We start from the raw sequence: 24,315 nt of genomic DNA on the forward strand, positions 1-24,315 counted from the left end.
CGTCAGGTCCCGGGGTCGTCAGGTCCAGGGCGGTCAGCCCGTCGCCGGTTCCACGGCCGGCACGGGCACCGGCCGCGTCTCCGGAAGCAGCGCGAAGCACACCAGGCTGACCAGTCCGATGCCCGTCAGATACACACCCACGGCCCAGGGCACACGCCCGCTCCGCTCCGCGAGCGCCGTGGCCACGATCGGGGTGAGCGCGCCGCCGAGGACCCCACCGAGGTTGTAGCCCACCGCGGCACCCGTGCAGCGCACCCGCGTCTCGTAGAGTTCCGGCAGGTAGGCGGCGATGACCGCGAACATGGTGATGAAGGCGATCAGCGCGCCCAGGATCCCGAGGAACATCAGCAGCGGTCGGCCGGTGGCCAACAGCGCCACCATCGGGAGCATCCACAGAACGCAGGCCGCGCACCCGGTCAGACACATCGGCCGCCGACCGTAGCGGTCGCCGAGCAGCGCCATCAAGGGCGTGAGGGCCCCCTTCACGACCACCGCGGCCATGACGCAGCTCAGCATCACCGTCCGGCTCACCCCGAGCCGTTCCGTCGCATACGCCAGCGACCAGGTCGTCACCGCGTAGAACACCGCGTACCCGATGGCCAGTGCCCCGGCCGTCAGCAGCACCAGCCGCCCGTGATGCCGTACGACCTCGACGAGCGGCACGCGCGCGTGGTCGTCGATTTCCAGGAACCGGGGGCTCTCGGCGAGCGACGAGCGCAGCCACAGCCCGGCGAGCGCCGGCGCACCGGCGACCCAGAACGGCACGCGCCAGCCCCACCGCGCGAACTCCGTGTCGGAGAGCGCCGCCGACAGGGCGAGCATCACCCCGTTGGCGAGCACGAAGCCCACCGCGGGCCCCACTTGAGGGAAGCTCGACCACAGGGCACGTCGCCCGGCCGGGGCATGCTCGGCGGTCAGCAGCACCGCCCCGCCCCATTCCCCGCCGAGCCCGAGACCCTGCAGGAAGCGCAGCACGAGCAGCAACAGGGGCGCGGCCACGCCGATCGTCCCGTACGACGGCACACAGCCCACCGCGACGGTCGAGGCGCCCGTGAGCAGCAGAGAGACGACGAGCACGGGTCGCCGTCCATGCCGGTCACCGAGATGCCCGAACACCACCGAGCCCAGCGGCCGGGCCACGAACCCCGCCCCGAACGTCACGAACGCCGCCAGCGTCCCCGCGACCGGCGAGAACGTCGGGAAGAACAGCGGTCCCAGGACGAGGGCCGCCGCGGTCCCGTAGACGAAGAAGTCGTAGAACTCGATCGCGGTCCCCGCCAGGGACGCGGCGGCGAGTCTCGGCATCGAAGGGGCGCTCATGGCACGTACAGGCTGCATGCCGCGTCAACCACCCACCGTGATCAAGAGTTACGGGGCGCGCGGAGGTGACCGAAGCGGCCGTGGTGTGCGCCGAGACCCCGGCGCACGTGGCCCGTCGCGCTCCGGCCGCCGTGATAGACCGGGTGCGAGCGGCGGTCGTCGACGTACCGCCCGAACGGACCGGAGGAAACGTGCCCCGCACCCTGGCCAACGCCCCGATCATGATCCTCAACGGGCCCAACCTGAACCTGCTCGGCCAGCGCCAGCCCGAGATCTATGGCAGGGACACCCTGGCCGACATCGAGGCGCTGTGCGCCAAGGCCGCGGCCGCGCACGGCGGCACGGTGGACTTCCGGCAGTCCAACCACGAGGGTCAGTTGGTCGACTGGATCCACGAGGCGCGCCTGAACCACTGCGGGATCGTCATCAACCCCGGCGCCTACTCCCACACGTCGGTTGCGATTCTGGACGCACTCAACACCTGTGACGGCATGCCCGTGCTGGAGGTCCACATCTCCAACATCCACCAGCGCGAGTCGTTCCGGCACCACTCCTATGTCTCGCTGCGCGCCGACGGTGTGATCGCCGGATGCGGCGTGCAGGGCTACGTGTTCGGAGTGGAGCGGGTCGCCGCCCTGGTGGGCGCGGCCCAGGCCGAGGCGTAGGCCGGGGGCTTCACAGCCGGCCTGCCTCCACGAGCCGCCGCAGGAAGCGCCGCGTGCGCTCCTGCTGCGGCTCGCCGAAGACCTGCTCGGCGGTACCGCGCTCCAACACCACGCCACCGTCCAGAAAACAAACTTGGTCGGCGACGTCCCGGGCGAAGCCCATCTCATGTGTCGCCAGCACCATGGTCATGCCGTCATCCTTCAGGTCCCGGACCACCTCCAGCACCTCGCCCACGAGTTCGGGATCGAGCGCCGCCGTGATCTCGTCCAGCAGCAACAGCCGGGGCCGCACGGCGAGCGCCCGTGCGATGGCCACACGCTGCTGCTGGCCGCCGCTGAGCCGGTCGGGGTAGGCATCCGCCTTCACGGCCAGTCCGAGGCGCTCCAGCAGCTCCCTGGCCTGTTCCTCGGCCTCCGTGCGGGGGACGCCGTGCACCCTGCGGGGCGCCAGCGTGATGTTGTCCAGCACCGACATGTGGGGGAAGAGGTTGTACGCCTGGAAGACCACGCCGATCCGGCGCCGCACCGCGTCCTGGTCGACGCGGGGATCGGTGATCTCCTCGCCGTCCAGCCAGATCGCGCCGTCGTCGATCTCCTCCAGGAGGTTGGCGCAGCGCAGCAGCGTGGACTTGCCCGAACCGGAGGCGCCGATCAGCGCGGTCACCGTGTGCGGGGCGACCTCCAGGCCGACGTCGCGCAGCACGACGGAGCCGCCGAACGTCTTGCGGACGGACTCCATGCGCAGCACGGGCGCGACTGCGTCGCTCATAGCGATCCTCCCTGGGCCCGCTGCCGGTCCATGCGGGCCGTCACCCAGTCCGTGAAGCGGGTCATCGGAATGGTCAGTGCGACGAAGACCAGGCCCGCGACGATGTACGGCGTGTAGTTGAGGCTGCGCTGGGCGATGATGTCGGCCGCCCGTACGGCGTCGACCGCGCCGCCGATCGACACGAGCCCGGTGTCCTTCTGCAGGGACACGAGGTCGTTCAGCAGGGGCGGCACCTGACGGCGTACGGCCTGGGGGAGCACCACGTACCGCAGCGCCTGGCGGTTGGTCAGGCCCAGCGAGCGGGCCGCGGCGCGCTGCGAGGGGTGCACGGACTCGATGCCGGCGCGGAACACCTCGGCGACGTAGGCGGAGTAGGTCAGCGTCAGCGCCGTACCGCCGAGCAGTACGGGATCGACGGTCACGCCCTGGAGGCGCAGCGCGGGCACCCCGAAGACCACGATCAGCAGGTTGATGATCAGTGGCAGTCCGCGGAAGAAGTCCGTGTACGCGGCCGCAAGTACCCGCAGGGGGAAGAACACGGGGCCGGGCAGGGTGCGGGCGATGGCGATCAGCATGCCCAGGACGAGCACCAGCACGCCGCAGATCAGCAGCAGCCGGACATTGAGCCACAGCCCTTGGAGGACCTTGGGGAAGGCCTCGCGCGCGTACTGCCCGTCGAAGAACGTCTCCTCGGTGCGCGGCCAGCCGGGCGCGTTGACGACGACCAGGTAGAGAACGACGCCGGTGACCAGGGTCGAGAGTGCGGCGATCGCGGTCGCGCGGCGGGCACGCGCGCGCTTGTGGCGCTCGCGCTCCAGCCGCCGCTCGGACGGGACGTACCCGTCGTGCGGCACGCCCTCGCCGGAGGCCTCCCCGGACTCCTCCTTCGTGACCGTCACTTGAGCACCGGAGCGTCGACGGCGTCGGACAGCCACTGCTTCTCCAGCTTCGCCAGCGTGCCGTCCTTGCGCAGGGCGTCCACGGCCGCCGTCACGCACGACGTGAGGCCGCTGCCCTTGTCGAGGACGAGCCCGAACTGCTCGGGCGTGCCGCCCTGGTTCTCGAACTGGCCGACGATCCTGGCGTTGGTCACCTGGGCCGAGGTGACGTAGAAGGCGGTCGGCAGGTCGGTGACGATCGCGTCCACCTGGCCGTTCCTGAGCGCGGAGATGGCCTGGTCGTTCTTGGAGTACGCGGCCGCCTCCTGCGACGGCTTCACCACGTCGCTGATGTAGTCGAGGCTCGTGGTGCCCACCTGGGCGCCCAGCTTGAGGCCCTTCAGGTCCGCGATGCTCGTCGCCTTGGCGGCCTTGCCGCCCTTCAGCGCGATGACGGCCTGGCGCACGTCGTAGTAGCCGGAGGAGAAGTCGACGGCCTTCTTGCGCTCGGCACTGATCGACACCTGGTTGATGTCGAAGTCGAAGGTCTTCTCGCCGGGCGCGAACGCCTTGTTGAACGGCACGCTCTGCCAGACCACGGCGTTCTTGCCGTAGCCGAGCCGGTCGGCCACGGCGTATGCGACGGCCGACTCGAAACCCTTGCCGTTGGCGGGCTTGTCGTCCTTGAACCAGGGCTCGTACGCCGGTTCGTCCGTCGCGATCGTCAGCTTTCCGGACGTCCTGGTGGCCAACTTGCCCTTGGCGCAGGTCTGCGCCGCCGAGCCGGAGGAGGCGGCCGACGCCTTCTTCTCGGGCTGCGGAGCACAGCCGACGGCGGTGGCGAGCAGGGCTACGGTGGCGGCGGCTGCCGCACGGCGCAGGAGGCGAGGGGCTGGGTACATGGCGGGAGATTGGCAGCGAACCCCGCGTTTGTCCAGGTCACGACCATAACTGTCCGCATAGTGGGAGCGGGTGTTGCGGGAATGTGAACATCCCTCAGGGCGCGAGTCGCGGCCTGGGCCGCCGGTCGAGGGCGGGGTGGGAGACCGGCGGCCCTGCCGCAGAGGAACCGTCATCCTCTGCGGAGTTGCCATCAGTTGACCGCGTGAAAGGGCGCGCGGGGAGCGCGCACGCGCCCCCGGCGTGTGTGAAACGTTCACACGGGGCGCGCGCAGCGAGAAGTGTGCCCCGCGCTCAGGAGTGGAAAGCGCCCGGGGCTCACCACCCGCGCGCGTGCCACTCCGGAAGATGCGGCCGCTCCGCACCCAGGGTCGTGTCGTTGCCGTGCCCGGGGTAGACCCAGGTCTCATCGGGCAGCACGTCGAAGATCTTCGTCTCCACGTCGTGGATCAGGCTGGCGAAGGCCTTCGCGTTCTTGCGCGTGTTGCCGACGCCGCCCGGGAAGAGGCAGTCGCCGGTGAACACGTGCGGGTGGCCGTGCGGATCGTCGTAGACCAGCGCGATCGAACCCGGGGTGTGCCCGACGAGGTGCCGCGCGGTGAGCTCCACCTGGCCCACCCTGATCACGTCGCCGTCGTCCACCAGGACGTCCGTGGGCACGGGGATGCCAGGGGCGTCCTCGCGGCCGGCGTACGTACGCGCGCCCGTGGCCGCGACGACCTCGGCGAGCGCCTGCCAGTGGTCGCCGTGCTGATGCGTGGTGACGACGGACGCGATGCCGTCGTCACCGATCATGCCGAGAAGCGTCTGCGCCTCGTTGGCGGCGTCGATCAGAAGCTGTTCGTCGGTGGCCCGGCAGCGCAGCAGATAGGCGTTGTTGTCCATCGGGCCGACCGCGATCTTCGTGATCATCAGGTCTTTCAGCTCGTGCACATCCGCAGGTCCGCCGACCCTGACCTCTCCGGTGTACGTCATGGTGATCAGCCTATAGCGGGGGAGGGCCCGCGGACCGCAGCGGACTACAACGGAGGCAGCTCGGGCAGCGTGCCCTTCGTGGACAGGCCGGAGCCGTCGCGCCGCCCGGCGAGCCAGCCCAGCAGGTCGGCGGCCGCGCCCTCGACCTCGACGGGGCCGCCCTCCGCGCCGCCGCCGGTGGTCCAGATCCGGCCGTTGCCGCCGGTCAGACTGATCGACGGCACCTCCTTGTGGCCGGTGAAGCGCTGCGCCAGGAAGTCGATCTCGCGGTCCGTGAACTCGGCCGGAAGATCCTCCAGCTCGTATCCGATGCCGAGGTCGACATGGTGCAGCTCCACCTCGGCCCACCGCCGGAACGGCACCTGGGCCGCCGAGTCGGTGACCCCGTTGCGCAGCTCGACCGTGCGCGACCAGTCCGCCGGCGCGTCCCCCGCCGCCTGGAAGCGGGCCGCGCTCTCCCGCAGATCGGCGAGCTGTTCGCCGAGGGGGCGCGGGGCGTCACGCTCGATGTCGGCGTCCCGGGCTTCGGCGCTCACATACATGGGCCGGCCCTCGAGAACGTTCACGAGCGCGTCCGCGTTGCGGGCGAGGTGGGCGAGGACGTGCCCGCGGGTCCATCCCGGAAGCCGTGACGGCTCGGCGAGCGATGCGTTGTCCAGTTCGGCGACGGCGCTGAGGAGCCGTTCGGTCGCGTCCTGTACACAGGCCAGGTCATGGGCGTGATCAATCATGGGCCTGACACTAGCCCCGCCACTCCTTTGGGTGAAGGTGGTGAACCCCGCCCTCAAATCGAAAGCACGTGCTATATCGTCGAGGGCGGCGTCGGGCATGCTGGATGGCCGGAGGTTGTTATGCAACCGGGCAATCCGACCGGCGTTGTCAGTGGCTCCCCCTAGTCTGAAGAAGCACGGGGGCCCCGCCCCTGTCACTTCTCTCAAGAAAGGTGCGGACCGGCGTGGCCGACCGTCTCATCGTCCGTGGCGCGCGCGAGCACAACCTGAAGAATGTCTCGCTCGACCTGCCTCGTGACTCGCTCATCGTCTTCACGGGCCTGTCCGGGTCGGGCAAGTCCTCCCTGGCCTTCGACACGATCTTCGCGGAGGGCCAGCGGCGCTACGTGGAGTCGCTCTCCTCGTACGCCCGGCAGTTCCTCGGCCAGATGGACAAGCCGGACGTCGACTTCATCGAGGGCCTGTCCCCGGCGGTCTCCATCGACCAGAAGTCGACCTCGCGCAACCCCCGCTCGACGGTCGGCACCATCACCGAGGTCTACGACTACCTGCGTCTGCTCTTCGCGCGCATCGGCAAGCCGCACTGCCCCGAGTGCGGCCGCCCGATCTCCCGCCAGTCGCCGCAGGCCATCGTCGACAAGGTCCTGGAGCTGCCGGAGGGGAGCCGCTTCCAGGTGCTGTCGCCGCTCGTGCGCGAGCGCAAGGGCGAGTTCGTCGATCTCTTCGCCGACCTGCAGACCAAGGGCTACTCCCGCGCGCGCGTGGACGGGCAGACCATCCAGCTGTCCGACCCGCCGGCGCTGAAGAAGCAGGAGAAGCACACCATCGAGGTGGTCGTGGACCGCCTCACGGTGAAGGAGTCCGCCAAGCGCCGCCTGACCGACTCCGTGGAGACCGCCCTCGGCCTGTCCGGCGGTATGGTCGTGCTCGACTTCGTCGACCTCCCCGAGGACGACCCGGAGCGCGAGCGCATGTACTCCGAGCACCTGTACTGCCCGTACGACGACCTGTCCTTCGAGGAGCTGGAGCCCCGCTCCTTCTCCTTCAACTCGCCCTTCGGCGCCTGCCCCGACTGCACCGGCATCGGCACGCGTATGGAGGTCGACCCCGAGCTGATCGTCCCGGACGAGGACAAGTCCCTGGACGAGGGCGCCATCCACCCCTGGTCGCACGGGCACACCAAGGACTACTTCGGCCGCCTGATCGGCGCCCTCGCGGACGCGCTCGGCTTCCGCACGGACATCCCGTTCGCGGGCCTGCCGCAGCGCGCCAAGAAGGCCCTGCTCCACGGCCACAAGACCCAGATCGAGGTCCGCTACCGCAACCGGTACGGCCGCGAGCGCGTGTACACCACGCCCTTCGAGGGCGCGGTGCCGTTCGTGAAGCGCCGCCACAGCGAGGCCGAGAGCGACGCAAGCCGCGAGCGCTTCGAGGGCTACATGCGCGAGGTGCCCTGCCCCTCCTGCGAGGGCACGCGCCTGAAGCCGATCGTCCTCGCGGTCACCATCATGGAGAAGTCGATCGCCGAGGTCTCCGGGATGTCGATCAGCGACTGCGCGGAGTTCCTGGGGCAGCTGAAACTGAGCGCCCGCGACAAGAAGATCGCCGAGCGGGTGCTGAAGGAGGTCAACGAACGACTTCGCTTCCTGGTCGACGTCGGCCTGGACTACCTCTCGCTGAACCGCGCGGCCGGCACGCTCTCCGGCGGCGAGGCCCAGCGCATCCGACTGGCCACCCAGATCGGCTCCGGCCTGGTCGGCGTCCTGTACGTGCTGGACGAGCCGTCCATCGGCCTGCACCAGCGGGACAACCACCGGCTGATCGAGACCCTGGTCCGGCTGCGCGACATGGGCAACACGCTCATCGTCGTGGAGCACGACGAGGACACCATCAAGGTCGCCGACTGGGTCGTGGACATCGGCCCCGGCGCCGGCGAGCACGGCGGCAAGGTCGTGCACAGCGGCTCGCTGCAGGAACTGCTCGACAACACCGAGTCGCAGACCGGCGCGTACCTCTCGGGCCGCAAGGCGATCCCGCTGCCGGACATCCGGCGGCCTCGCGACCCGTCCCGTCAGCTGACCGTGCACGGCGCCCGTGAGAACAACCTGCAGGACATCGACGTGTCCTTCCCGCTGGGTGTGTTCACGGCCGTCACGGGCGTCTCCGGATCCGGCAAGTCGACGCTGGTCAACGACATCCTCTACACCCACCTGGCCCGCGAGCTGAACGGCGCGAGGAACGTCCCTGGACGGCACACGCGCGTGGACGGCGACGACCTGGTCGACAAGGTCGTGCACGTCGACCAGTCGCCGATCGGCCGCACCCCGCGGTCCAACCCGGCGACGTACACCGGCGTCTTCGACCACATCCGCAAGCTGTTCGCCGAGACCACCGAGGCGAAGGTCCGCGGCTACCTGCCCGGCCGCTTCTCCTTCAACGTCAAGGGCGGCCGCTGCGAGAACTGCGCGGGCGACGGCACCATCAAGATCGAGATGAACTTCCTCCCGGACGTCTACGTCCCGTGCGAGGTCTGCCACGGCGCCCGGTACAACCGGGAGACCCTGGAGGTCCACTACAAGGGCAAGTCCATCGCCGATGTGCTGAACATGCCGATCGAGGAGGCCACCGACTTCTTCGAGGCCGTCCCGGCCATCTCGCGCCACCTGAGGACGCTGAAGGACGTCGGCCTCGGCTACGTCCGCCTCGGCCAGTCCGCCACCACGCTCTCCGGCGGTGAGGCCCAGCGCGTGAAGCTCGCCAGCGAGCTGCAGAAGCGCTCCACCGGACGCACGGTCTACGTCCTGGACGAGCCGACCACCGGTCTGCACTTCGAGGACATCAGCAAGCTGCTGAAGGTCCTCGGCGGCCTGGTCGACAAGGGCAACACGGTCATCGTCATCGAGCACAACCTCGACGTGATCAAGACCGCCGACTGGATCGTCGACATGGGCCCGGAGGGCGGCGCCGGCGGTGGCCTCGTGGTCGCCGAGGGCACCCCCGAGGAGGTCGCCGGGGTTCCGGCCAGCCACACCGGCAAGTTCCTGCGCGAGATCCTCGGCGCCGACCGCGTCAGCGACGCCGAACCGGTGAAGGCGCCGCGGAACGGCACGGCCAGGAGGACGGCCGCGGCGAAGACGGCGGCGAAGAAGACGGTGACGGCCAAGGCCAACAGCACGGCCACCAAGAAGGCCGACGCGGCCACGAAGAAGGTGGCGACCGCGAAGAAGACGACGCGGACCCGCAAGGCCTGACACAACGCCAGAAAAACGGCGCCCCGCGGGAACTTCCCGCGGGGCGCCGCTCGTTCCACCATCAGCCACCCCGGCCGCGAGGTCCGCCAGATCCCCAGCACCCCGCACCGGGCCGCACCTTGACAACAACAGAGACGAAAACAACAGAGACGAGAACAGCAGAGAGAGCAGGCGGAGAAGAAGGCCCCTCAGAGATCACCGAGCTCGGCCGCGAACGGCGGCTCGGCCCCCGCCCGCGAGCAGGTGATCGCAGCCGCGCGTGCCGCGAAGCGCAGCAGCCGCGTCCAGCCCTCCGTCCCGAGGGCGGCGAGCGCTTCCTCCGACAGCGCATCCAGGGCGGAAAGCCCGTGCAGCAGGGCCGCGTTCACCGTGTCACCGGCGCCGATGGTGTCCACCACGGCGACCTTCTCACCGGGTACGGAGTGCTCCGCGCCGTCCCGGGTGAACGCGGTCAGCCCGTCCCCGCCCCGGGTCACCACCACGGCCGCCGGTCCCGCGGCCAGCCACTCCCGCGGGGTGCCGCCCAGCCATTCGGCGTCCTCCGCCGACAGCTTCAGCAGCGTCACCGAGGGCAGCCAGCTCTTGAAGCGCGCCCGGTAGGCGTCCGCGTCCGGGATCAGCCCCGCCCGGATGTTGGGGTCGAGGGCGGTGAACAGCCCCTGCCCGGCCGCCGCGCGCATCAGCTCCTGATAGGCACTTGCCCCCGGTTCCAGGACGAGCGAGCAGGTGCCGAAGGACACCGCGCGCGTAGCGTCGGGCAGCGCGGCGGGGGCGGTGAACAGACGGTCGGCGGTGCCGTCCACATAAAAGGAATAGGCGGCAGAGCCGCTGCCGTCGATCGTGGCCACCGCCAGCGTCGTCGGCTCCGTCCCGCGCTGCACGCCCGACACGTCCACTCCCGCGCGTCGCAGCCCGTCCAGCAGGGCCTCGCCGAAGGCGTCGTGCGAGGTCCGGGAGCAGAAAGCGGTGCGGGAGCCGAGCCGGCCAAGGGCCACGGCGGTGTTGTACGGGCCGCCGCCGAGCGCCGGCTTCAGGGCCGCAAGGGCGCCGGAGCCCTGCGGTACCAGGTCGATCAGTGCCTCACCGGCGACGACGATCACGAGGCGGTTCCCTTCTCCGACGGCGTGGATGATGCGGCGTGCCTGGGCTCCTCGGACCCTCCCGGATCCTCCGGGCACCCGCAGGACGTGCGATGGACGAACGTGCACGGCAGCCGCACGGTCCGGGTCGGCCGACGCGGCTCGTCGAGACGCGTCAGGAGCACCTCGACGGCCTGCGCGCCCAACTCCCTGCTGGGCTGGGCGATGGCGGTGAGCCGGGGGGAGAACAGATCGGCCCAGGCGAAGTCGTCGAAGCAGCACAGGGCGATGTCGTCCGGGACGGCCAGTCCGTGCCGGCGCAGAGCGCGCAGGGCGCCGATGGTCATGGCGTTGTTGGCGGTGACGAGTGCCGTGGGCGGTTCGGGGAGTGCGAGCAGGGCGGCCGTGGCCTGCTCGGCACCCGAGGACTCGGAGTGGCCGGACACGAGGAGCCGTTCATCGGCATCCAGGCCGGCGGCGCTCAGGCCGTCCCGGTAACCGGAGACACGCTCACTGGTGGTGCTGAGCCCGGGCAGGCCCGCGACCAGGCCGATCCTGGAGTGGCCCAGGCCGGCTAGATGGGTGACCAGACGGGCGGTCGGCTCGGCGCTGTCGGCGCAGACCTGGTCGTACCAGGGCGTGTCCTCGTCGCGGGCCGCACCGGCTCCGGCAGCCACCGCTGAGCCGTCCGTCGCGCCCGTGTCGATCATCCGGTCCAGGAACACGGTCGGCACCGCGTGGCGGCGCAGATATCCGACCAGTTCGTGGGGACGCGCGGAGGGAGCGACGATCAGGCCGTCCACCCGGCGTTCATGGAGAAGCTGCACGACCTTGCGTTCATGCCCGGGGTCGTCGTGCGGGTCCGCGATGAGCAGGCTGTAGCCCGCCTCCAGGGCGGCGGCCTCGACGCCCTGGAGGATCTCCGTGAAGTACGGGTTGCTGATCGCCGACACTGCCAGCCCGAGGGAGCGGGTGCGCGAGGTCACCAGGGACCGCGCGAGGGTGTTGGGGGTGTAGCCGAGGGCGTCGATGGCGTCGAGCACGGCCTGGCGGGTGTGGGGCAGCACCGGGCGGGTGCCGTTCAGCACGTGGGAGACGGTCGCCACGGAAACCCCGGCGCTCCGCGCGACGTCCGCCATCGTGGGCATCGCATCTCCCTCTTGACCCGATCGAACGCAATCCTTCCGGCCGGGACGCTATCTCATCGAGTGCCCTCGCGTAAACGCTTACGCAAGCGTTTACGCACCCTCGCCCTCGCTCTCGCCCTCCTTCTCCGCGCTGCTCTCCAGGTGCCCTTTCGCTCCGAACGCCCCTATCGGCACCGCATCCCCATCAGCCGCCGCCCCCGCCTCCGCGTCGGCCGTTGTGCCCGGGTATCGTCGCCCCGCACACCCCTTGAGCAGTGGAGTCCCAGATGCCCGCCCGACCGTCCGCGAGCCGTCGTACCGTTCTTCGAGGGGCCGCCGTGGCCCCGGTCGCCGGGCTCGGCCTGACCGCGTGCTCCGCCCCGGGCCAGAGCAACCCGGTCGCTGCCACGCCTACCGCGCCGGTGGACCTCGGCGCCGAGAGCGAGGTCTCGAAGGGCGGCGCCAAGCTCTACCGGGACCACAACGTGGTCGTCAGCCGGGAAGGGAACGGCACGCTGAAGGCCTACAGCACGATCTGCACGCACGCGGGGTGCCCGATCAACAAGCTCCAGGGGACGACCCTGATCTGCCCCTGTCACGGCAGCCAGTTCGACGCCGTGACGGGCAAGGTGGTCCAGTCACCGGCCACCGAACCCCTGGCCGAGCTGCCCGTGAAGACCAAGAACGGCAGGATCATCGCAGGCCCGGGGGCCTGAACGAACGCCGCGCTCTCGCCGCGGGCGTGTCAACAGGGTGTACGCCCACCCACCACCGCCGGCGCAGCGTCGGGCCTCCGGCCGGACCGACCCACGGGCCCCAGCCCCCGGCCCCGGCGTGCGGCCTCCGGCCGGCAGTGTCACCACGCCCGACCATTCAGCCGCCGCACGGACCTCACGCCCGGCGTAACACCCCCGGGGGCCCACGACCCGGACGACCTCACATCTACGCACGCCCCCGCAGACCGCACCCCTCCCGGCGCTTCACCCGGCAGCCGCACCTCCCGCGCCAGGGCGCCCGCCTCGCGCTCCACCCCGAGCCCCACCACGCCCCACCCCCACGGCCCCGCCCACGCCCAGCCCGACCCCCACCCTCAACCCCGCCCCGTATCCGAGACGCCTCAGCCCCCGCAATTCCGTGCCGAGTTCATTCCCACTCCCACGCGATACCGACGATCCCCGGGCGGATCCGTGGCTCCACCACGTGGACGCAGTGGTGGGGGCCGGTGAGCCGCAGTTCGTGGCGGCCGCTGCGGGGGGCCGCCGTGGAGTGCTGGGTGAAGCGGTGGCAGCGGGCCGGCAGCGCGGCCGCGTCGAACCGCACCTGGAGGGCGTACTGGCCGCCGGGGGAGCCGAAGCGGTGGAGGTACTCGCGGCAGGGTCCGGCCGTGCCGTCCTCGATGCCGTACCGGAAGAGGAAGGTGTCGCCTGCGCGCAGCCGGGTCCCGAAGAGGAGTTCCGCGACCAGCACACCGGTGTCCTGGTCCCAGCGGACGCGGCCCGTGCGGCAGTTCTCCAGTGCCCGCACCCTGATGTCGTGCGGGCGGCAGCCGGGGTCGCCGTGGTGCACGGCGATGAAGCGGTCGACGCCGTCGCGGTGGGCGCGCACGATGTGGTGCGCATCCCGCCCGGCCAGCTCGCGCCGGGCGCCGATGCGGACGCATTCGTGGTGGCCCAGGGTGTGCAGCCCGCCGTCGAGGGAGCAGCCGAGCTCGGCCCGGAGCCGGTCCAGGACGTCCGAGGCCTGGATCAGGGAGCGGTAGGAGCGCCCCGCCGGTCGGCCGGCCGTCGCGCGGCCGTCGGCCTCGGCGAGCAGCCGGATCAGCGACTCGTCCGGCAGCTGAAGGATCTCCTCCAGGGCTCGTACGGCCCGCAGGGACTCCGGGCGCTGGGGGCGGCGGGCCCCCTGCTGCCAGTAACTCAGGCTGGTGACACCCACCTTGACGCCGTGCCGGGACAGGTGGTGCTGGACGCGCTGGAGCGGCAGCCCGCGTGCGGCGATCGCGGCGCGCAGCGCCACATGGAAGGGGCCGCCCCGCAGGGCCGTGTCCAGCTCCGCGGTGGGGAGATGCGCGTGCTCTGTGGCATGCCGCATGCCGGGGCGCCTTTCTGTGAGTCTCGCTACGGCTGGTCAGGCCGTCTGCGCTGGTGTGTCGGGGCCACCCCCGTGGACGTCGCGGACGCCCCTGGCTGCGCACGCGGTGCCTGTTCGGGTGCGTGCACGGCCCCGAGTTCCCCCGCATTGAAGCGTGTTGACCAGACCCCGACAACACCTCGAACCCGCCATGGCCACCCTGCTCCGGTCGTGGCTCCGCGCCGGGCCCTGAGGCCACGAGCGCCACGCCCTCCCTGGCCGGCCGATGCGAAGATCGACGCGTGACGCAGACCTGGACCTTCGACGGTGATCGCACGGCCGTGACGGCGGAGGAAGCGGTCACCGTGCTGCAGCGGCGGATCGCCGAGGGCCGTCTCGAAACCTGGCTGACCAGCTCCGCCGGACGCCTGCTGTCCGTGGTGAGCAACGCCGAGCGCGCCCTGTGGTGACCAACGCCGAGTGCGTCCCGTGGTGACCAACGCCGAGTGCGTCCTGGTGATGTTCCTCGACGAAGAGGACGACCCGGGCGCGCACGCAGTCTCCGCGAGAGCCGCAGGGCTGAGCGGGGGTTCTCCGGACGGCGAGCGGGCAGTGCGACGCGTCCCCCGACGAGGACACCGTGCCGCTCGACGAGGCGTTCCGGATCGTCCGGAGCCTGATCGGCACGGGCCGGCCGCCGGCGGACACCGGATGGGCTGTGGACAGGTGAGCGGCACGGGCGTCGGCGTTGTCCACAGGCCCGACGCGGTGTCGGTGCTCGCCAGTAGGGTGTGAGACATGGCCGACCCCTCCAGCTACCGCCCCAGGCCGGGTGAGATCCCGGACTCCCCCGGGGTGTACAGGTTCCGTGACGAGCACCGCCGGGTGATCTACGTCGGAAAGGCGAAAAGCCTGCGCCAGCGCCTGGCGAACTACTTCCAGGACCTGGCGAACCTGCACCCGCGCACCCGGACGATGGTGACCACCGCCGCGTCGGTGGAGTGGACCGTGGTGTCCACGGAGGTCGAGGCCCTCCAGCTGGAGTACTCCTGGATCAAGGAGTACGACCCCCGGTTCAACGTCAAGTACCGCGACGACAAGAGCTACCCGTACCTCGCGGTGACCATGAACGAGGAGTTTCCGCGCGTGCAGGTGATGCGCGGTCACAAGAAGAAGGGCGTCCGGTACTTCGGGCCGTACGCGCACGCGTGGGCCATCCGGGACACCGTCGACCTGCTGCTGCGCGTGTTCCCGGTGCGCACCTGCTCGGCCGGGGTGTTCAAGAACGCCGCCCGCACCGGCCGCCCCTGCCTGCTCGGCTACATCGGCAAGTGCTCCGCCCCCTGCGTCGCCCGGATCAGCCCCGAGGACCACCGGGAGCTGGCCGAGGAGTTCTGCGACTTCATGGCCGGCCGCACTGGCACCTACCTCCGCCGTCTGGAGAAGCAGATGATGGAGGCGGCCGAGGAGATGGAGTACGAGCGGGCGGCGCGGCTGCGCGACGACATCGAGGCCCTGAAGAAGGCCATGGAGAAGAACGCCGTCGTGCTCGCCGACGCGACGGACGCCGACCTCATCGCCGTCGCCGAGGACGAGCTGGAGGCGGCCGTGCAGATCTTCCATGTGCGCGGTGGCCGGGTGCGCGGCCAGCGCGGCTGGGTGACCGACAAGGTGGAGGAGGTCACCACCGGCGCCCTGGTCGAGCACGCCCTGCAGCAGCTGTACGGCGAGGAGACCGGGGACGCCGTGCCCAAGGAGGTCCTGGTCCCGGCGCTGCCCGAGCCCGTCGAGCCCGTCCAGGAGTGGCTGACCGGCCGCCGCGGGGCGAACGTCTCGCTGCGCATCCCGCAGCGCGGCGACAAGAAGGCGCTCATGGAGACCGTGCAGCGCAACGCCCAGCAGGCCCTCGCGCTGCACAAGACCAAGCGCGCCTCCGACCTGACCACGCGCTCGCGCGCCCTGGAGGAGATCGCCGAGGCCCTCGACTTGGACAGCGCCCCGCTGCGCATCGAGTGCTACGACATCTCGCATCTCCAGGGGGACGACGTGGTCGCCTCCATGGTCGTCTTCGAGGACGGCCTGCAGCGCAAGAGCGAGTACCGCCGCTTCCAGATCAAGGGCTTCGCGGGCCAGGACGACGTCCGCTCCATGCACGAGGTGATCACCCGCCGCTTCAAGCGGTACCTCGCCGAGAAGGAGAGGACGGGAGAGTGGGCCGAGGGCTCCGAGGACTCCCGCCCCGACGGCGACGGCGCGCTCACCGGCACCGAAGTGGTCACCGACTCCCTCAAGGACGACGACGGCCGCCCCAAGAAGTTCGCGTACCCGCCCCAGCTGGTCGTCGTCGACGGCGGGCAGCCCCAGGTCGCCGCCGCCCGGCGCGCCCTGGACGAGCTGGGCATCGACGACATCGCCGTCTGCGGCCTCGCCAAGCGCCTGGAGGAGGTCTGGCTGCCCGGCGACGACGACCCGGTGGTACTGCCCCGCACCAGCGAGGGGCTGTATCTGCTCCAGCGGGTGCGGGACGAGGCCCACCGGTTCGCGATCACCTACCAGCGCACCAAGCGCGCCAAGCGCTTCCGGGCCGGCCCCCTGGACGACGTCCCGGGCCTCGGCGAGACCCGCAAACAGGCGCTCGTCAAGCATTTCGGCTCGGTGAAGAGGCTTCGGTCCGCCACAATCGAGCAGATCCAGGAGGTCCCGGGGATAGGCCGGAAGACGGCCGAGACCATCGCCGCGGCCCTCGCCCAGGCGGCTCCGGCCGCACCCGCCGTGAACACGGCGACTGGAGAGATCATTGATGACGGGGAACCCGAGACGACGGCGGGTCCCCCGGGAGAGCCCGTGACCGCGGGCCTCCCGGACGAACGACGGGGGCAGGAGAGATGACGGAGCACGACGCACAACCCACAGCGGCGCGAGATCGGGCCCACACGGAAGCGGGGCGGGATCAGCCGCACCCCGCGGCCGGCGAGCAGCCCGCCGCCCAGGAAAACGGAGCACAGGTGAGCACGGACGGTACGCCGGCCTCGGTCCCGGAAGCGGCCATCCCCGAGCTGGTGATCATCTCCGGTATGTCCGGAGCGGGACGGTCGACGGCGGCGAAGTGTCTGGAGGACCTCGGCTGGTTCGTCGTGGACAACCTCCCGCCCGCCCTCATCCCCACCATGGTGGAGCTGGGCGCCCGCTCCCAGGGCAACGTGGCGCGGATCGCGGTCGTCGTGGACGTCCGCGGCCGGCGCTTCTTCGACAATCTGCGCGAGTCCCTCGCCGACCTCGACACCCGGGGCGTCACCCGGCGGATCGTCTTCCTCGAGTCCTCCGACGAGGCTCTGGTGCGCCGCTTCGAGTCGGTGCGCCGCCCGCACCCGCTGCAGGGCGACGGCCGCATCGTGGACGGCATCGCCGCCGAGCGCGAGCTGCTGCGCGAGCTGCGCGGAGACGCCGACCTGGTGATCGACACCTCCAGCCTGAACGTGCACGAGCTGCGCGCCAAGATGGACGCCCAGTTCGCCGGCGAGGAGGAGCCCGAGCTGCGGGCCACCGTGATGTCGTTCGGCTTCAAGTACGGCCTCCCGGTCGACGCCGACCTGGTCGCGGACATGCGGTTCCTGCCCAACCCGCACTGGGTCCCGGAGCTGCGCCCGTTCACCGGCCTGAACGAGGAGGTGTCGGCGTACGTCTTCAACCAGCCCGGCGCGAAGGAGTTCCTCGACCGGTACGCCGAACTGCTGCGGCTCATCGCCGCCGGCTACCGGCGCGAGGGCAAGCGGTATGTGACCATCGCCATCGGCTGTACCGGCGGCAAGCACCGCTCGGTCGCGATGTCGGAGAAGCTCGCCGCGCGCCTGGCGGCCGAGGGCGTGGAGACGGTGGTCGTACACCGGGACATGGGACGGGAATGACGGAACGTACACGGCGGCTGGGCCGGCTGCGCCGGATGGTGCCGGAGGGGCGCACCGGCCGCGCCACGGCCGAGGGGACGGCCCGCCCCGCCGAGGCCCGCGGCGGCCGGTCCCGCCGCCGGGGCGCGCAGCCCAAGGTGGTCGCGCTCGGCGGCGGCATGGGCCTGTCCGCCTCGCTCGCGGCGCTGCGCCGGATCACCGGCGACCTCACCGCCGTCGTCACCGTGGCCGACGACGGCGGTTCCAGCGGCCGGCTGCGCGACGAGCTGGGTGTGCTGCCGCCCGGCGACCTGCGCAAGGCACTGGCCGCGCTGTGCGGCGACGACGAGTGGGGCCAGACCTGGGCCCGGGTCATCCAGCACCGCTTCCAGTCCCAGGGCGATCTGCACGAGCACGCGGTCGGCAATCTGCTGATCGTCGCCCTGTGGGAGCAGCTCGGCGACCATGTGCAGGCCCTGGACCTGGTCGGCAAGCTGCTCGGCGCGCACGGCCGGGTGCTGCCCATGTCCGCCGTACCGCTGGAGCTGCAGGCCCTGGTCAAGGGCCACGACCCGGAGCGCCCGGAGGACGTGGACACCGTGCGCGGGCAGGCGAACGTCGCGCTCACGCCCGGCGAGGTCCAGTCGGTGCACCTCGTGCCGCACGACCCGCCGGCCGTGCCCGAGGCCGTGGCCGCGGTCCTCGACGCGGACTGGGTGGTGCTCGGCCCCGGCTCCTGGTTCTCCTCGGTGATCCCGCACCTGCTCGTCCCCGAGTTGCTGGACGCCCTCACCGAGACCAAGGCACGCAAGGTGCTGTCCCTGAACCTCGCGCCGCAGCCGGGAGAAACCGAGGGCTTCTCCCCGCAGCGTCATTTGGAGGTTTTGGGGCGACACGCCCCTAAACTCGCCCTGGACGTGGTGCTGGCCGACGAGGCCGCCGTGCCCGACCGCGACTCGCTCACCGAGGCCGCCAAACGGCTGGGAGCCGCGATCGAGCTGGCGCCGGTGGCCCGGACCGACGGAACACCCCGGCACGACCCGGAGCTGTTGGCCGCCGCGTACGACCGTATTTTTCGGATGCATGGAAGGATCGGCCCATGGCGATGACGGCAGCGGTGAAGGACGAGATCTCCCGGCTCCCCGTCACCCGGACCTGCTGCAGGAAGGCGGAGGTCTCCGCCATTCTGCGGTTCGCCGGCGGCCTTCACCTGGTGAGCGGGCGCATCGTGATCGAGGCGGAGCTGGACACCGCGATGGCGGCCCGCCGTCTCAAGCGGGACATCCTGGAGATCTTCGGCCACAGCTCCGAGCTGATCGTGATGGCGCCCGGCGGGCTGCGCCGGGGCTCGCGGTATGTGGTGCGGGTCGTCGCGGGCGGTGACCAGCTGGCCCGCCAGACGGGGCTCGTGGACGGCCGGGGCCGCCCGATCCGCGGACTGCCTCCGCAGGTGGTCTCCGGGGCCACCTGCGACGCGGAGGCGGCCTGGCGTGGGGCCTTCCTGGCACACGGCTCGCTGACCGAGCCCGGCCGTTCCTCCTCCCTGGAGGTGACCTGCCCGGGCCCGGAGGCCGCGCTCGCGCTGGTCGGCGCCGCCCGCCGGCTGTCGATCGCCGCGAAGGCCCGCGAGGTGCGCGGCGTGGACCGGGTGGTCGTCCGCGACGGCGACGCGATCGGCGCGCTGCTGACCCGCCTCGGCGCGCACGAGTCGGTGCTGGCCTGGGAGGAGCGCCGGATGCGCCGCGAGGTGCGGGCCACGGCCAACCGGCTCGCCAACTTCGACGACGCGAACCTGCGCCGTTCGGCCCGGGCCGCCGTGGCCGCCGGTGCGCGGGTGCAGCGTGCGCTGGAGATCCTGGGCGACGAGGTCCCCGAGCACCTCGCCGCCGCCGGACGCCTGCGCATGGAGCACAAGCAGGCCTCGCTGGAGGAGCTGGGCGCGCTCGCCGACCCGCCGCTGACGAAGGACGCGGTCGCGGGCCGTATCCGCCGCCTGCTCGCCATGGCCGACAAGCGGGCCGCCGACCTCGGCATCCCGGGCACGGAGGCCAACCTCACCGAGGAGCTGGCGGACAACCTGGCCGGCTGACCGGTCCCCTCGCCAACAGGCCGGTGCCGAGGCCCAGTCGGGGCTCGGGCGCCGGCCTCCGTGTACCTGACAGCCCCTCATTTGCATGGCTATGAGGCGCTCTTGACTCGATCAAGGGGTGGCATGAACCTGGCAACCGTTCGCCGCTGTGGCGGACCACCGCTAGGGGGGTTCATGAGACACAGAGCGAGATCGATCCTCGCTGTCGGCGCGCTCCTGATCGGCGGAGCGAGCCTCGCACCCGTGGCCCAGGCGCGGAGCGGAAGTCCGGCGACGTCCGATCCGGACGCGGTCAAGGTCTTCCGCGCCGACGTCACCAACCAGCAGGTACCCCTGCTTCTCAAGGCCGGCCAGGACGGTGAGGAACTCGCCGAGCAGGTCACCGGCAGCGGGAAGTCCCAGGTCGAGGTCTACCTCACCGAGCAACAGGCCGCGAAGCTCCGGAAACAGGGCGTGACCCTGACCGAGCACACCGTGCCGGCCAAGGCCGAGGCGCTCATCGAGAAGGCGTCCCAGGGCGTGTTCCGCCCCTACGGCGGACGGGGCGGCCTCAAGGAGGAGATCCTGCGGACCGCCCAGGCCCACCCCGGCCTGACCAAGGTCGAGTCCATCGGGAAGACCGTCAACGGCCAGGACATCCTCGCCCTCAAACTGACCAGGGGTGCCAGGAAGGCGAAGGACGGCTCCAAGCCGTCCGTGCTGTATCTGTCCAACCAGCACGCGCGCGAGTGGATCACACCGGAGATGACCCGGCGTCTGATGCACTACTACCTGGACCACTACACGACCGACAGGCGCATCCGGAAGATCGTCGACACCACCGAGCTGTGGTTCGTCATCTCGGCCAACCCCGACGGCTACGACTACACGTTCAAGAACTCCACGACCCGCCTGTGGCGCAAGAACCTGCGGGACGTCAACGGCGACGGCGTGATCGGCACCGGCGACGGCGTCGACCTCAACCGCAACTTCCCCTACAAGTGGGGCTACGACGACGAGGGCTCGTCGCCCAACCCCACCAGCGAGACCTACCGCGGCGCGAGCCCCGAGTCCGAGCCCGAGACCAGGGCGCTGGACGGCTTCGAGAAGCGCATCGGGTTCCGGTACGCCGTCAACTACCACTCCGCCGCCGAACTCCTCCTCTACGGCGTCGGCTGGCAGGTCGCCACCCCCACCCCGGACGACATCGTCTACAAGGCGCTCGCCGGCACCCCGGACAAACCGGCCATCCCCGGCTACCGTTCGCAGGTCTCCTCGGAGCTGTACACCACCAACGGCGAGGCGGACGGACACGCGTCGAACGTCAACGGCATCGCGATGTTCACCCCCGAGATGTCGACCTGCCAGACCGCGTCGCAGATCGACCCGAACGACGCCTGGAAACCCGAGGACTGCCAGTCGGTCTTCAACTTCCCCGACGACGAGAAGCTGATCCAGCAGGAGTTCGCCAAGAACATCCCGTTCGCGCTCTCCGTCGCCGAGACCGCCGTACACCCGGACCACCCGGTCTCCTCGGTCGGGCTGAGCGCCGCCGACTTCACCCCGGCCGCGTTCCCCACGTCGTACGCGCGGGGCGCGGACCAGGAGGTCTCCGTCGTCGTCCGCAAGGCGATCCGCGACAAGCAGCTGAAGTACCGCGTGAACGGCGGCCGTACGCACGACCGGGCGCTCCGGCACTGGCAGGGCGGCAGGACCTACGGCGGCCACGACGACCTGTACTTCGACGAGTACCGGGCCGGCGTGCGGGGCGGCGAACCGGGCGACCGGGTGGAGGTGTGGTTCACCGGCGAGACGAAGAACGGCAGGAAGGTCTCCAGCCCGCACTTCACGTACACCGTCGCCGAGCGGCCGAAGGCCGACACGCTCGTCGTCGCCGAGGAGGGCGCGGCCGCCACGCAGGCGCAGAAGTACGTGGACGCGGTCCGGGCCGCCGGGCACCGGGCGATCGTCTGGGACGTCGCCACCCAGGGCGCCCCGGACGCGCTCGGCGTGCTGAAGCACTTCCGCACGGTCGTGCACTACTCCGGCGCGCACGGCCCCGGCAACGCCACCCAGCTCCAGCTGCGCGCCTACCTCAACGAGGGCGGCAGGCTGATCGAGGCCGGTGAGCTGGCCGGCGGCAGCGTCGACCTGGGCGACGGCACCCTCTCGGACGACTTCAGCCAGTACTACCTGGGCGCCTACAGCCGTACGTCGACCAAGGGAGCCACCGGGTTCACCGGCACCGGCGCCCTGGACGGCTACTCCGGTGCCCTCGGCGACGCGCCCGGCAATCCGCTGGACGCGGCCGGCACCTACGGCGTCACCACCGACGAGCTCCCGGCGTCCGCGTATCCGCAGTTCAAGAGCGCGGGTGCGGGCCGGTTCGGCGGGGCGGCCAGTCCCTACGGGCCGTACTCCGGCTCGTACATGGCCGCCGCCGTGCACACCGACGACGCCTACAAGCGCCTCACCCGCACCATCGACCTCACCGGTGTCAGCGCCGCCGACAAACCGGCCCTGCGCACCCGGCTGATGTGGGACACCGAGCCGGGCTACGACCACGCGGTGGTCGAGGCGCACACCGTCGGCGCCGACGACTGGACGACGCTGCCGGAGACCGGAGGCGCCACGAGGACGGCCGTGCCGGCGGACTGCGGGCAGGGGTTCCTGATCGCCGAGCATCCGTGGCTGAAGCACTACCTGACGCTCGCGAACAACGCCTGCACCGCGACCGGGACGACCGGCTCCTGGAACAGCCTCACCGGCAGCTCCGGCGGCTGGCAGCAGGTCGGCTTCGATCTGAGCGCCTACGCCGGGAAGTCCGTCGAGGTCTCGATCAGCTACATCACCGACCCGGGCACCGGCGGCCACGGGGTCCTCGCCGACGACACCTCGCTCGTCGTCGGCGGGACGGCGAAGGGGACCGAGGGATTCGAGTCGTCCCTGGGCGCCTGGCACGTGGCCGGACCGCCCGCGGGCAGTCCGCCGGTCGTGAAGGACTGGGCACGCTCCGGGGCGTTGTTCCAGACGTACGGAGCGGTCACCACGGACGACACCGTGCTGCTCGGTTTCGGCCTGGAGCAGGTGTCGTCGGCGGACGGCCGGGCAGCCCTGCTGAGGAAGGCGTTCGCGGCCCTCGGCGGGTGAGGGGCACCACGCCCGGCGTGTGAGGGCCGCCACGCCCGACGCGTGAGGGCCGCCACGTTGACAGATCCCGCTCACCTTGTTCCAACAGGTGAGCGGGAGGCCTCTCAACGGTGCGCGGAAGGGGTCCTGATCAAGTGAGCCGACCCGCTCACGAACGAGTGAAGACGGCGCGAAAACCGCCCGGCATTCCGTACTAAATACGAGTGAATCCACTGCCGATCCGGGAGGGTCCGTACCCCTACTGGCGGGTACGGAATACCTGCCCGTGTATGCGCCATCTCGATGTCACTCAGGGGCCCTCCGGGAGGTAGGGTCGGTGGTGGTCGGGGACATCCCAAACAGAGCTCGCCGGCACCGCATGGCCGGCGTACCAACGAGGAGATCGGTTCGTGACGATCCGCGTAGGCATCAACGGCTTCGGCCGCATCGGTCGTAACTACTTCCGCGCGCTGCTGGAGCAGGGGGCGGACATCGAGGTTGTGGCTGTCAACGACCTGGGTGACACCGCGACCACGGCTCACCTGCTCAAGTACGACACGATCCTGGGTCGCCTCAAGCAGGAGGTCTCCCACACCGCTGACACCATCACCGTGGACGGCCACACCATCAAGGTGCTCTCCGAGCGCAACCCGGCCGACATCCCCTGGGGCGAGCTGGGCGTCGACATCGTCATCGAGTCGACCGGCATCTTCACCAAGAAGGAAGACGCCGCCAAGCACCTCGCCGGTGGCGCCAAGAAGGTCCTCATCTCGGCCCCGGCCAAGGACGAGGACATCACCATCGTGATGGGCGTCAACCAGGACAAGTACGACCCGGCGAACCACCACGTCATCTCCAACGCCTCCTGCACCACCAACTGTGTGGCGCCGATGGCGAAGGTCCTCGACGAGAACTTCGGCATCGTCAAGGGCCTGATGACGACGGTGCACGCGTACACGAACGACCAGCGCATCCTGGACTTCCCGCACAAGGACCTGCGCCGCGCCCGTGCCGCCGCCGAGAACATCATCCCGACCACCACCGGTGCCGCCAAGGCCACCGCCCTGGTCCTGCCGCAGCTCAAGGGCAAGCTGGACGGCATCGCCATGCGCGTCCCGGTCCCGACCGGCTCGGTCACCGACCTGGTCGTGGAGCTCTCCCGCGAGGTCACCAAGGAAGAGGTCAACGCCGCCTTCCAGAAGGCCGCCGAGGGCGAGCTCAAGGGTCTCCTCGACTACACCGAGGACCAGATCGTCTCCTCCGACATCGTCAACGCCCCGGCGTCCTGCACCTTCGACTCCTCCCTGACCATGGTCCAGGAGGGCAAGAACGTGAAGGTCATCGGTTGGTACGACAACGAGTGGGGCTACTCCAACCGTCTCGTCGACCTCACGGTCTTCGTCGGCAACCAGCTCTGATCGCCGCAGATCGCGGCAGCAGGACCTCGAAGTGAGAACAGGGCCCGGGCA

At 70.8% G+C, this 24,315-nt stretch carries 19 protein-coding genes; 10 read left to right on the plus strand and 9 right to left on the minus strand.

Translation table 11 applies throughout. The features are described from left to right. Positions 1-33: 33 nt before the first annotated feature. Positions 34-1,305: an MFS transporter gene (locus ABB07_RS29080; RefSeq protein ID WP_208903670.1), complete on the minus strand. Its 1,272-nt coding sequence runs from the start codon at positions 1,303-1,305 to the stop codon at positions 34-36. A gap of 206 nt (positions 1,306-1,511) precedes the next feature. Here ABB07_RS29080 and aroQ point away from each other — a divergent pair, with 206 nt between their 5' ends. Then, positions 1,512-1,985 carry a type II 3-dehydroquinate dehydratase gene (gene aroQ, locus ABB07_RS29085; RefSeq protein WP_208903671.1) on the plus strand — a complete coding sequence of 158 codons (474 nt, stop codon included), beginning with the start codon at positions 1,512-1,514 and terminating at the stop codon, positions 1,983-1,985. Positions 1,986-1,995: 10 nt separating this feature from the next. On the opposite strand, the gene ABB07_RS29090 is transcribed toward aroQ, so the two are convergent. The 5 genes from ABB07_RS29090 to ABB07_RS29110 form a co-directional block, all read right to left on the minus strand. Continuing rightward, positions 1,996-2,754 (minus strand): amino acid ABC transporter ATP-binding protein, encoded by a 759-nt coding sequence (locus ABB07_RS29090; protein WP_208901486.1) that lies wholly within the window; start codon positions 2,752-2,754, stop codon positions 1,996-1,998. Next, a complete protein-coding gene (locus ABB07_RS29095) occupies positions 2,751-3,653 on the minus strand; it encodes an amino acid ABC transporter permease (RefSeq protein WP_208901487.1) in 903 nt (300 codons plus the stop codon). Before ABB07_RS29095 ends, ABB07_RS29090 begins: the two co-directional genes overlap by 4 nt. After that, the gene (locus ABB07_RS29100; RefSeq protein WP_208901488.1) at positions 3,650-4,534 is read right to left on the minus strand and encodes an ABC transporter substrate-binding protein; all 885 of its coding nucleotides are present in this window, start codon (positions 4,532-4,534) and stop codon (positions 3,650-3,652) included. The genes ABB07_RS29095 and ABB07_RS29100 overlap by 4 nt, the downstream gene beginning before the upstream one ends. Before the next feature lie 316 nt (positions 4,535-4,850). Further along, complete coding sequence (locus ABB07_RS29105; protein ID WP_208901489.1) at positions 4,851-5,507, minus strand: MBL fold metallo-hydrolase; 657 nt, start codon at positions 5,505-5,507, stop codon at positions 4,851-4,853. Positions 5,508-5,551: 44 nt separating this feature from the next. Beyond that, on the minus strand, positions 5,552-6,238 hold the full coding sequence (locus ABB07_RS29110; protein WP_208901490.1) for a maleylpyruvate isomerase family mycothiol-dependent enzyme: 687 nt from the start codon (positions 6,236-6,238) through the stop codon (positions 5,552-5,554). A gap of 224 nt (positions 6,239-6,462) precedes the next feature. Here ABB07_RS29110 and uvrA point away from each other — a divergent pair, with 224 nt between their 5' ends. After that, positions 6,463-9,489 carry an excinuclease ABC subunit UvrA gene (gene uvrA, locus ABB07_RS29115; protein WP_208901491.1) on the plus strand — a complete coding sequence of 1,009 codons (3,027 nt, stop codon included), beginning with the start codon at positions 6,463-6,465 and terminating at the stop codon, positions 9,487-9,489. A 188-nt stretch (positions 9,490-9,677) separates the two neighbouring features. Here the strand turns inward: uvrA and ABB07_RS29120 are convergent, their stop codons facing one another. Together ABB07_RS29120 and ABB07_RS29125 are read right to left on the minus strand one after the other, a co-directional pair. After that, positions 9,678-10,589 (minus strand): carbohydrate kinase family protein, encoded by a 912-nt coding sequence (locus tag ABB07_RS29120; RefSeq protein ID WP_208901492.1) that lies wholly within the window; start codon positions 10,587-10,589, stop codon positions 9,678-9,680. Continuing rightward, complete coding sequence (locus ABB07_RS29125; protein WP_208901493.1) at positions 10,586-11,716, minus strand: LacI family DNA-binding transcriptional regulator; 1,131 nt, start codon at positions 11,714-11,716, stop codon at positions 10,586-10,588. Before ABB07_RS29125 ends, ABB07_RS29120 begins: the two co-directional genes overlap by 4 nt. A gap of 266 nt (positions 11,717-11,982) precedes the next feature. Between ABB07_RS29125 and ABB07_RS29130 the strand changes: the two genes are divergently transcribed. After that, positions 11,983-12,411 (plus strand): Rieske (2Fe-2S) protein, encoded by a 429-nt coding sequence (locus ABB07_RS29130; protein ID WP_208901494.1) that lies wholly within the window; start codon positions 11,983-11,985, stop codon positions 12,409-12,411. A 427-nt stretch (positions 12,412-12,838) separates the two neighbouring features. Here ABB07_RS29130 and ABB07_RS29135 read toward each other — a convergent pair whose 3' ends face one another. Beyond that, on the minus strand, positions 12,839-13,786 hold the full coding sequence (locus ABB07_RS29135; protein ID WP_208901495.1) for a hypothetical protein: 948 nt from the start codon (positions 13,784-13,786) through the stop codon (positions 12,839-12,841). Between the two features lie 281 nt (positions 13,787-14,067). Here ABB07_RS29135 and ABB07_RS29140 point away from each other — a divergent pair, with 281 nt between their 5' ends. From ABB07_RS29140 to gap, 7 genes are all read left to right on the plus strand, one after another. After that, a complete protein-coding gene (locus ABB07_RS29140) occupies positions 14,068-14,235 on the plus strand; it encodes a hypothetical protein (RefSeq protein WP_208901496.1) in 168 nt (55 codons plus the stop codon). A gap of 328 nt (positions 14,236-14,563) precedes the next feature. After that, the gene (gene uvrC, locus ABB07_RS29145; RefSeq protein WP_208901497.1) at positions 14,564-16,654 is read left to right on the plus strand and encodes an excinuclease ABC subunit UvrC; all 2,091 of its coding nucleotides are present in this window, start codon (positions 14,564-14,566) and stop codon (positions 16,652-16,654) included. Beyond that, positions 16,651-17,670 (plus strand): RNase adapter RapZ, encoded by a 1,020-nt coding sequence (gene rapZ, locus ABB07_RS29150; protein WP_208901498.1) that lies wholly within the window; start codon positions 16,651-16,653, stop codon positions 17,668-17,670. Before uvrC ends, rapZ begins: the two co-directional genes overlap by 4 nt. Next, positions 17,667-18,758 (plus strand): gluconeogenesis factor YvcK family protein, encoded by a 1,092-nt coding sequence (locus tag ABB07_RS29155; protein ID WP_208901499.1) that lies wholly within the window; start codon positions 17,667-17,669, stop codon positions 18,756-18,758. Before rapZ ends, ABB07_RS29155 begins: the two co-directional genes overlap by 4 nt. Continuing rightward, positions 18,749-19,738: a DNA-binding protein WhiA gene (gene whiA / locus ABB07_RS29160; protein ID WP_014672011.1), complete on the plus strand. Its 990-nt coding sequence runs from the start codon at positions 18,749-18,751 to the stop codon at positions 19,736-19,738. The genes ABB07_RS29155 and whiA overlap by 10 nt, the downstream gene beginning before the upstream one ends. Positions 19,739-19,912: 174 nt before the next feature. Then, positions 19,913-22,867 (plus strand): M14 family metallopeptidase, encoded by a 2,955-nt coding sequence (locus ABB07_RS29165; protein WP_208901500.1) that lies wholly within the window; start codon positions 19,913-19,915, stop codon positions 22,865-22,867. Between the two features lie 389 nt (positions 22,868-23,256). Continuing rightward, complete coding sequence (gap, locus tag ABB07_RS29170; protein WP_055709530.1) at positions 23,257-24,264, plus strand: type I glyceraldehyde-3-phosphate dehydrogenase; 1,008 nt, start codon at positions 23,257-23,259, stop codon at positions 24,262-24,264. Positions 24,265-24,315: the final 51 nt, after the last annotated feature.

Origin of the sequence: Streptomyces incarnatus (assembly GCF_001027185.1) — a bacterium.
In the GTDB taxonomy this organism is placed as follows: Bacteria; Actinomycetota; Actinomycetes; order Streptomycetales; family Streptomycetaceae; genus Streptomyces; species Streptomyces puniciscabiei.

Excerpts from the sequence above, each read along its gene's own strand:
- ABB07_RS29080 (WP_208903670.1), bottom strand. The coding sequence starts at position 1,305 with ATGCCGAGACTCGCCGCCGCGTCCCTGGCGGGGACCGCGATCGAGTTC.
- ABB07_RS29090 (WP_208901486.1), bottom strand. The coding sequence starts at position 2,754 with ATGAGCGACGCAGTCGCGCCCGTGCTGCGCATGGAGTCCGTCCGCAAG.
- ABB07_RS29100 (WP_208901488.1), bottom strand. The coding sequence starts at position 4,534 with ATGTACCCAGCCCCTCGCCTCCTGCGCCGTGCGGCAGCCGCCGCCACC.
- ABB07_RS29105 (WP_208901489.1), bottom strand. The coding sequence starts at position 5,507 with ATGACGTACACCGGAGAGGTCAGGGTCGGCGGACCTGCGGATGTGCAC.
- ABB07_RS29110 (WP_208901490.1), bottom strand. The coding sequence starts at position 6,238 with ATGATTGATCACGCCCATGACCTGGCCTGTGTACAGGACGCGACCGAA.
- ABB07_RS29125 (WP_208901493.1), bottom strand. The coding sequence starts at position 11,716 with ATGCCCACGATGGCGGACGTCGCGCGGAGCGCCGGGGTTTCCGTGGCG.
- ABB07_RS29130 (WP_208901494.1), top strand. The coding sequence starts at position 11,983 with ATGCCCGCCCGACCGTCCGCGAGCCGTCGTACCGTTCTTCGAGGGGCC.
- ABB07_RS29135 (WP_208901495.1), bottom strand. The coding sequence starts at position 13,786 with ATGCGGCATGCCACAGAGCACGCGCATCTCCCCACCGCGGAGCTGGAC.
- uvrC (WP_208901497.1), top strand. The coding sequence starts at position 14,564 with ATGGCCGACCCCTCCAGCTACCGCCCCAGGCCGGGTGAGATCCCGGAC.
- rapZ (WP_208901498.1), top strand. The coding sequence starts at position 16,651 with ATGACGGAGCACGACGCACAACCCACAGCGGCGCGAGATCGGGCCCAC.
- ABB07_RS29155 (WP_208901499.1), top strand. The coding sequence starts at position 17,667 with ATGACGGAACGTACACGGCGGCTGGGCCGGCTGCGCCGGATGGTGCCG.
- whiA (WP_014672011.1), top strand. The coding sequence starts at position 18,749 with ATGGCGATGACGGCAGCGGTGAAGGACGAGATCTCCCGGCTCCCCGTC.
- ABB07_RS29165 (WP_208901500.1), top strand. The coding sequence starts at position 19,913 with ATGAGACACAGAGCGAGATCGATCCTCGCTGTCGGCGCGCTCCTGATC.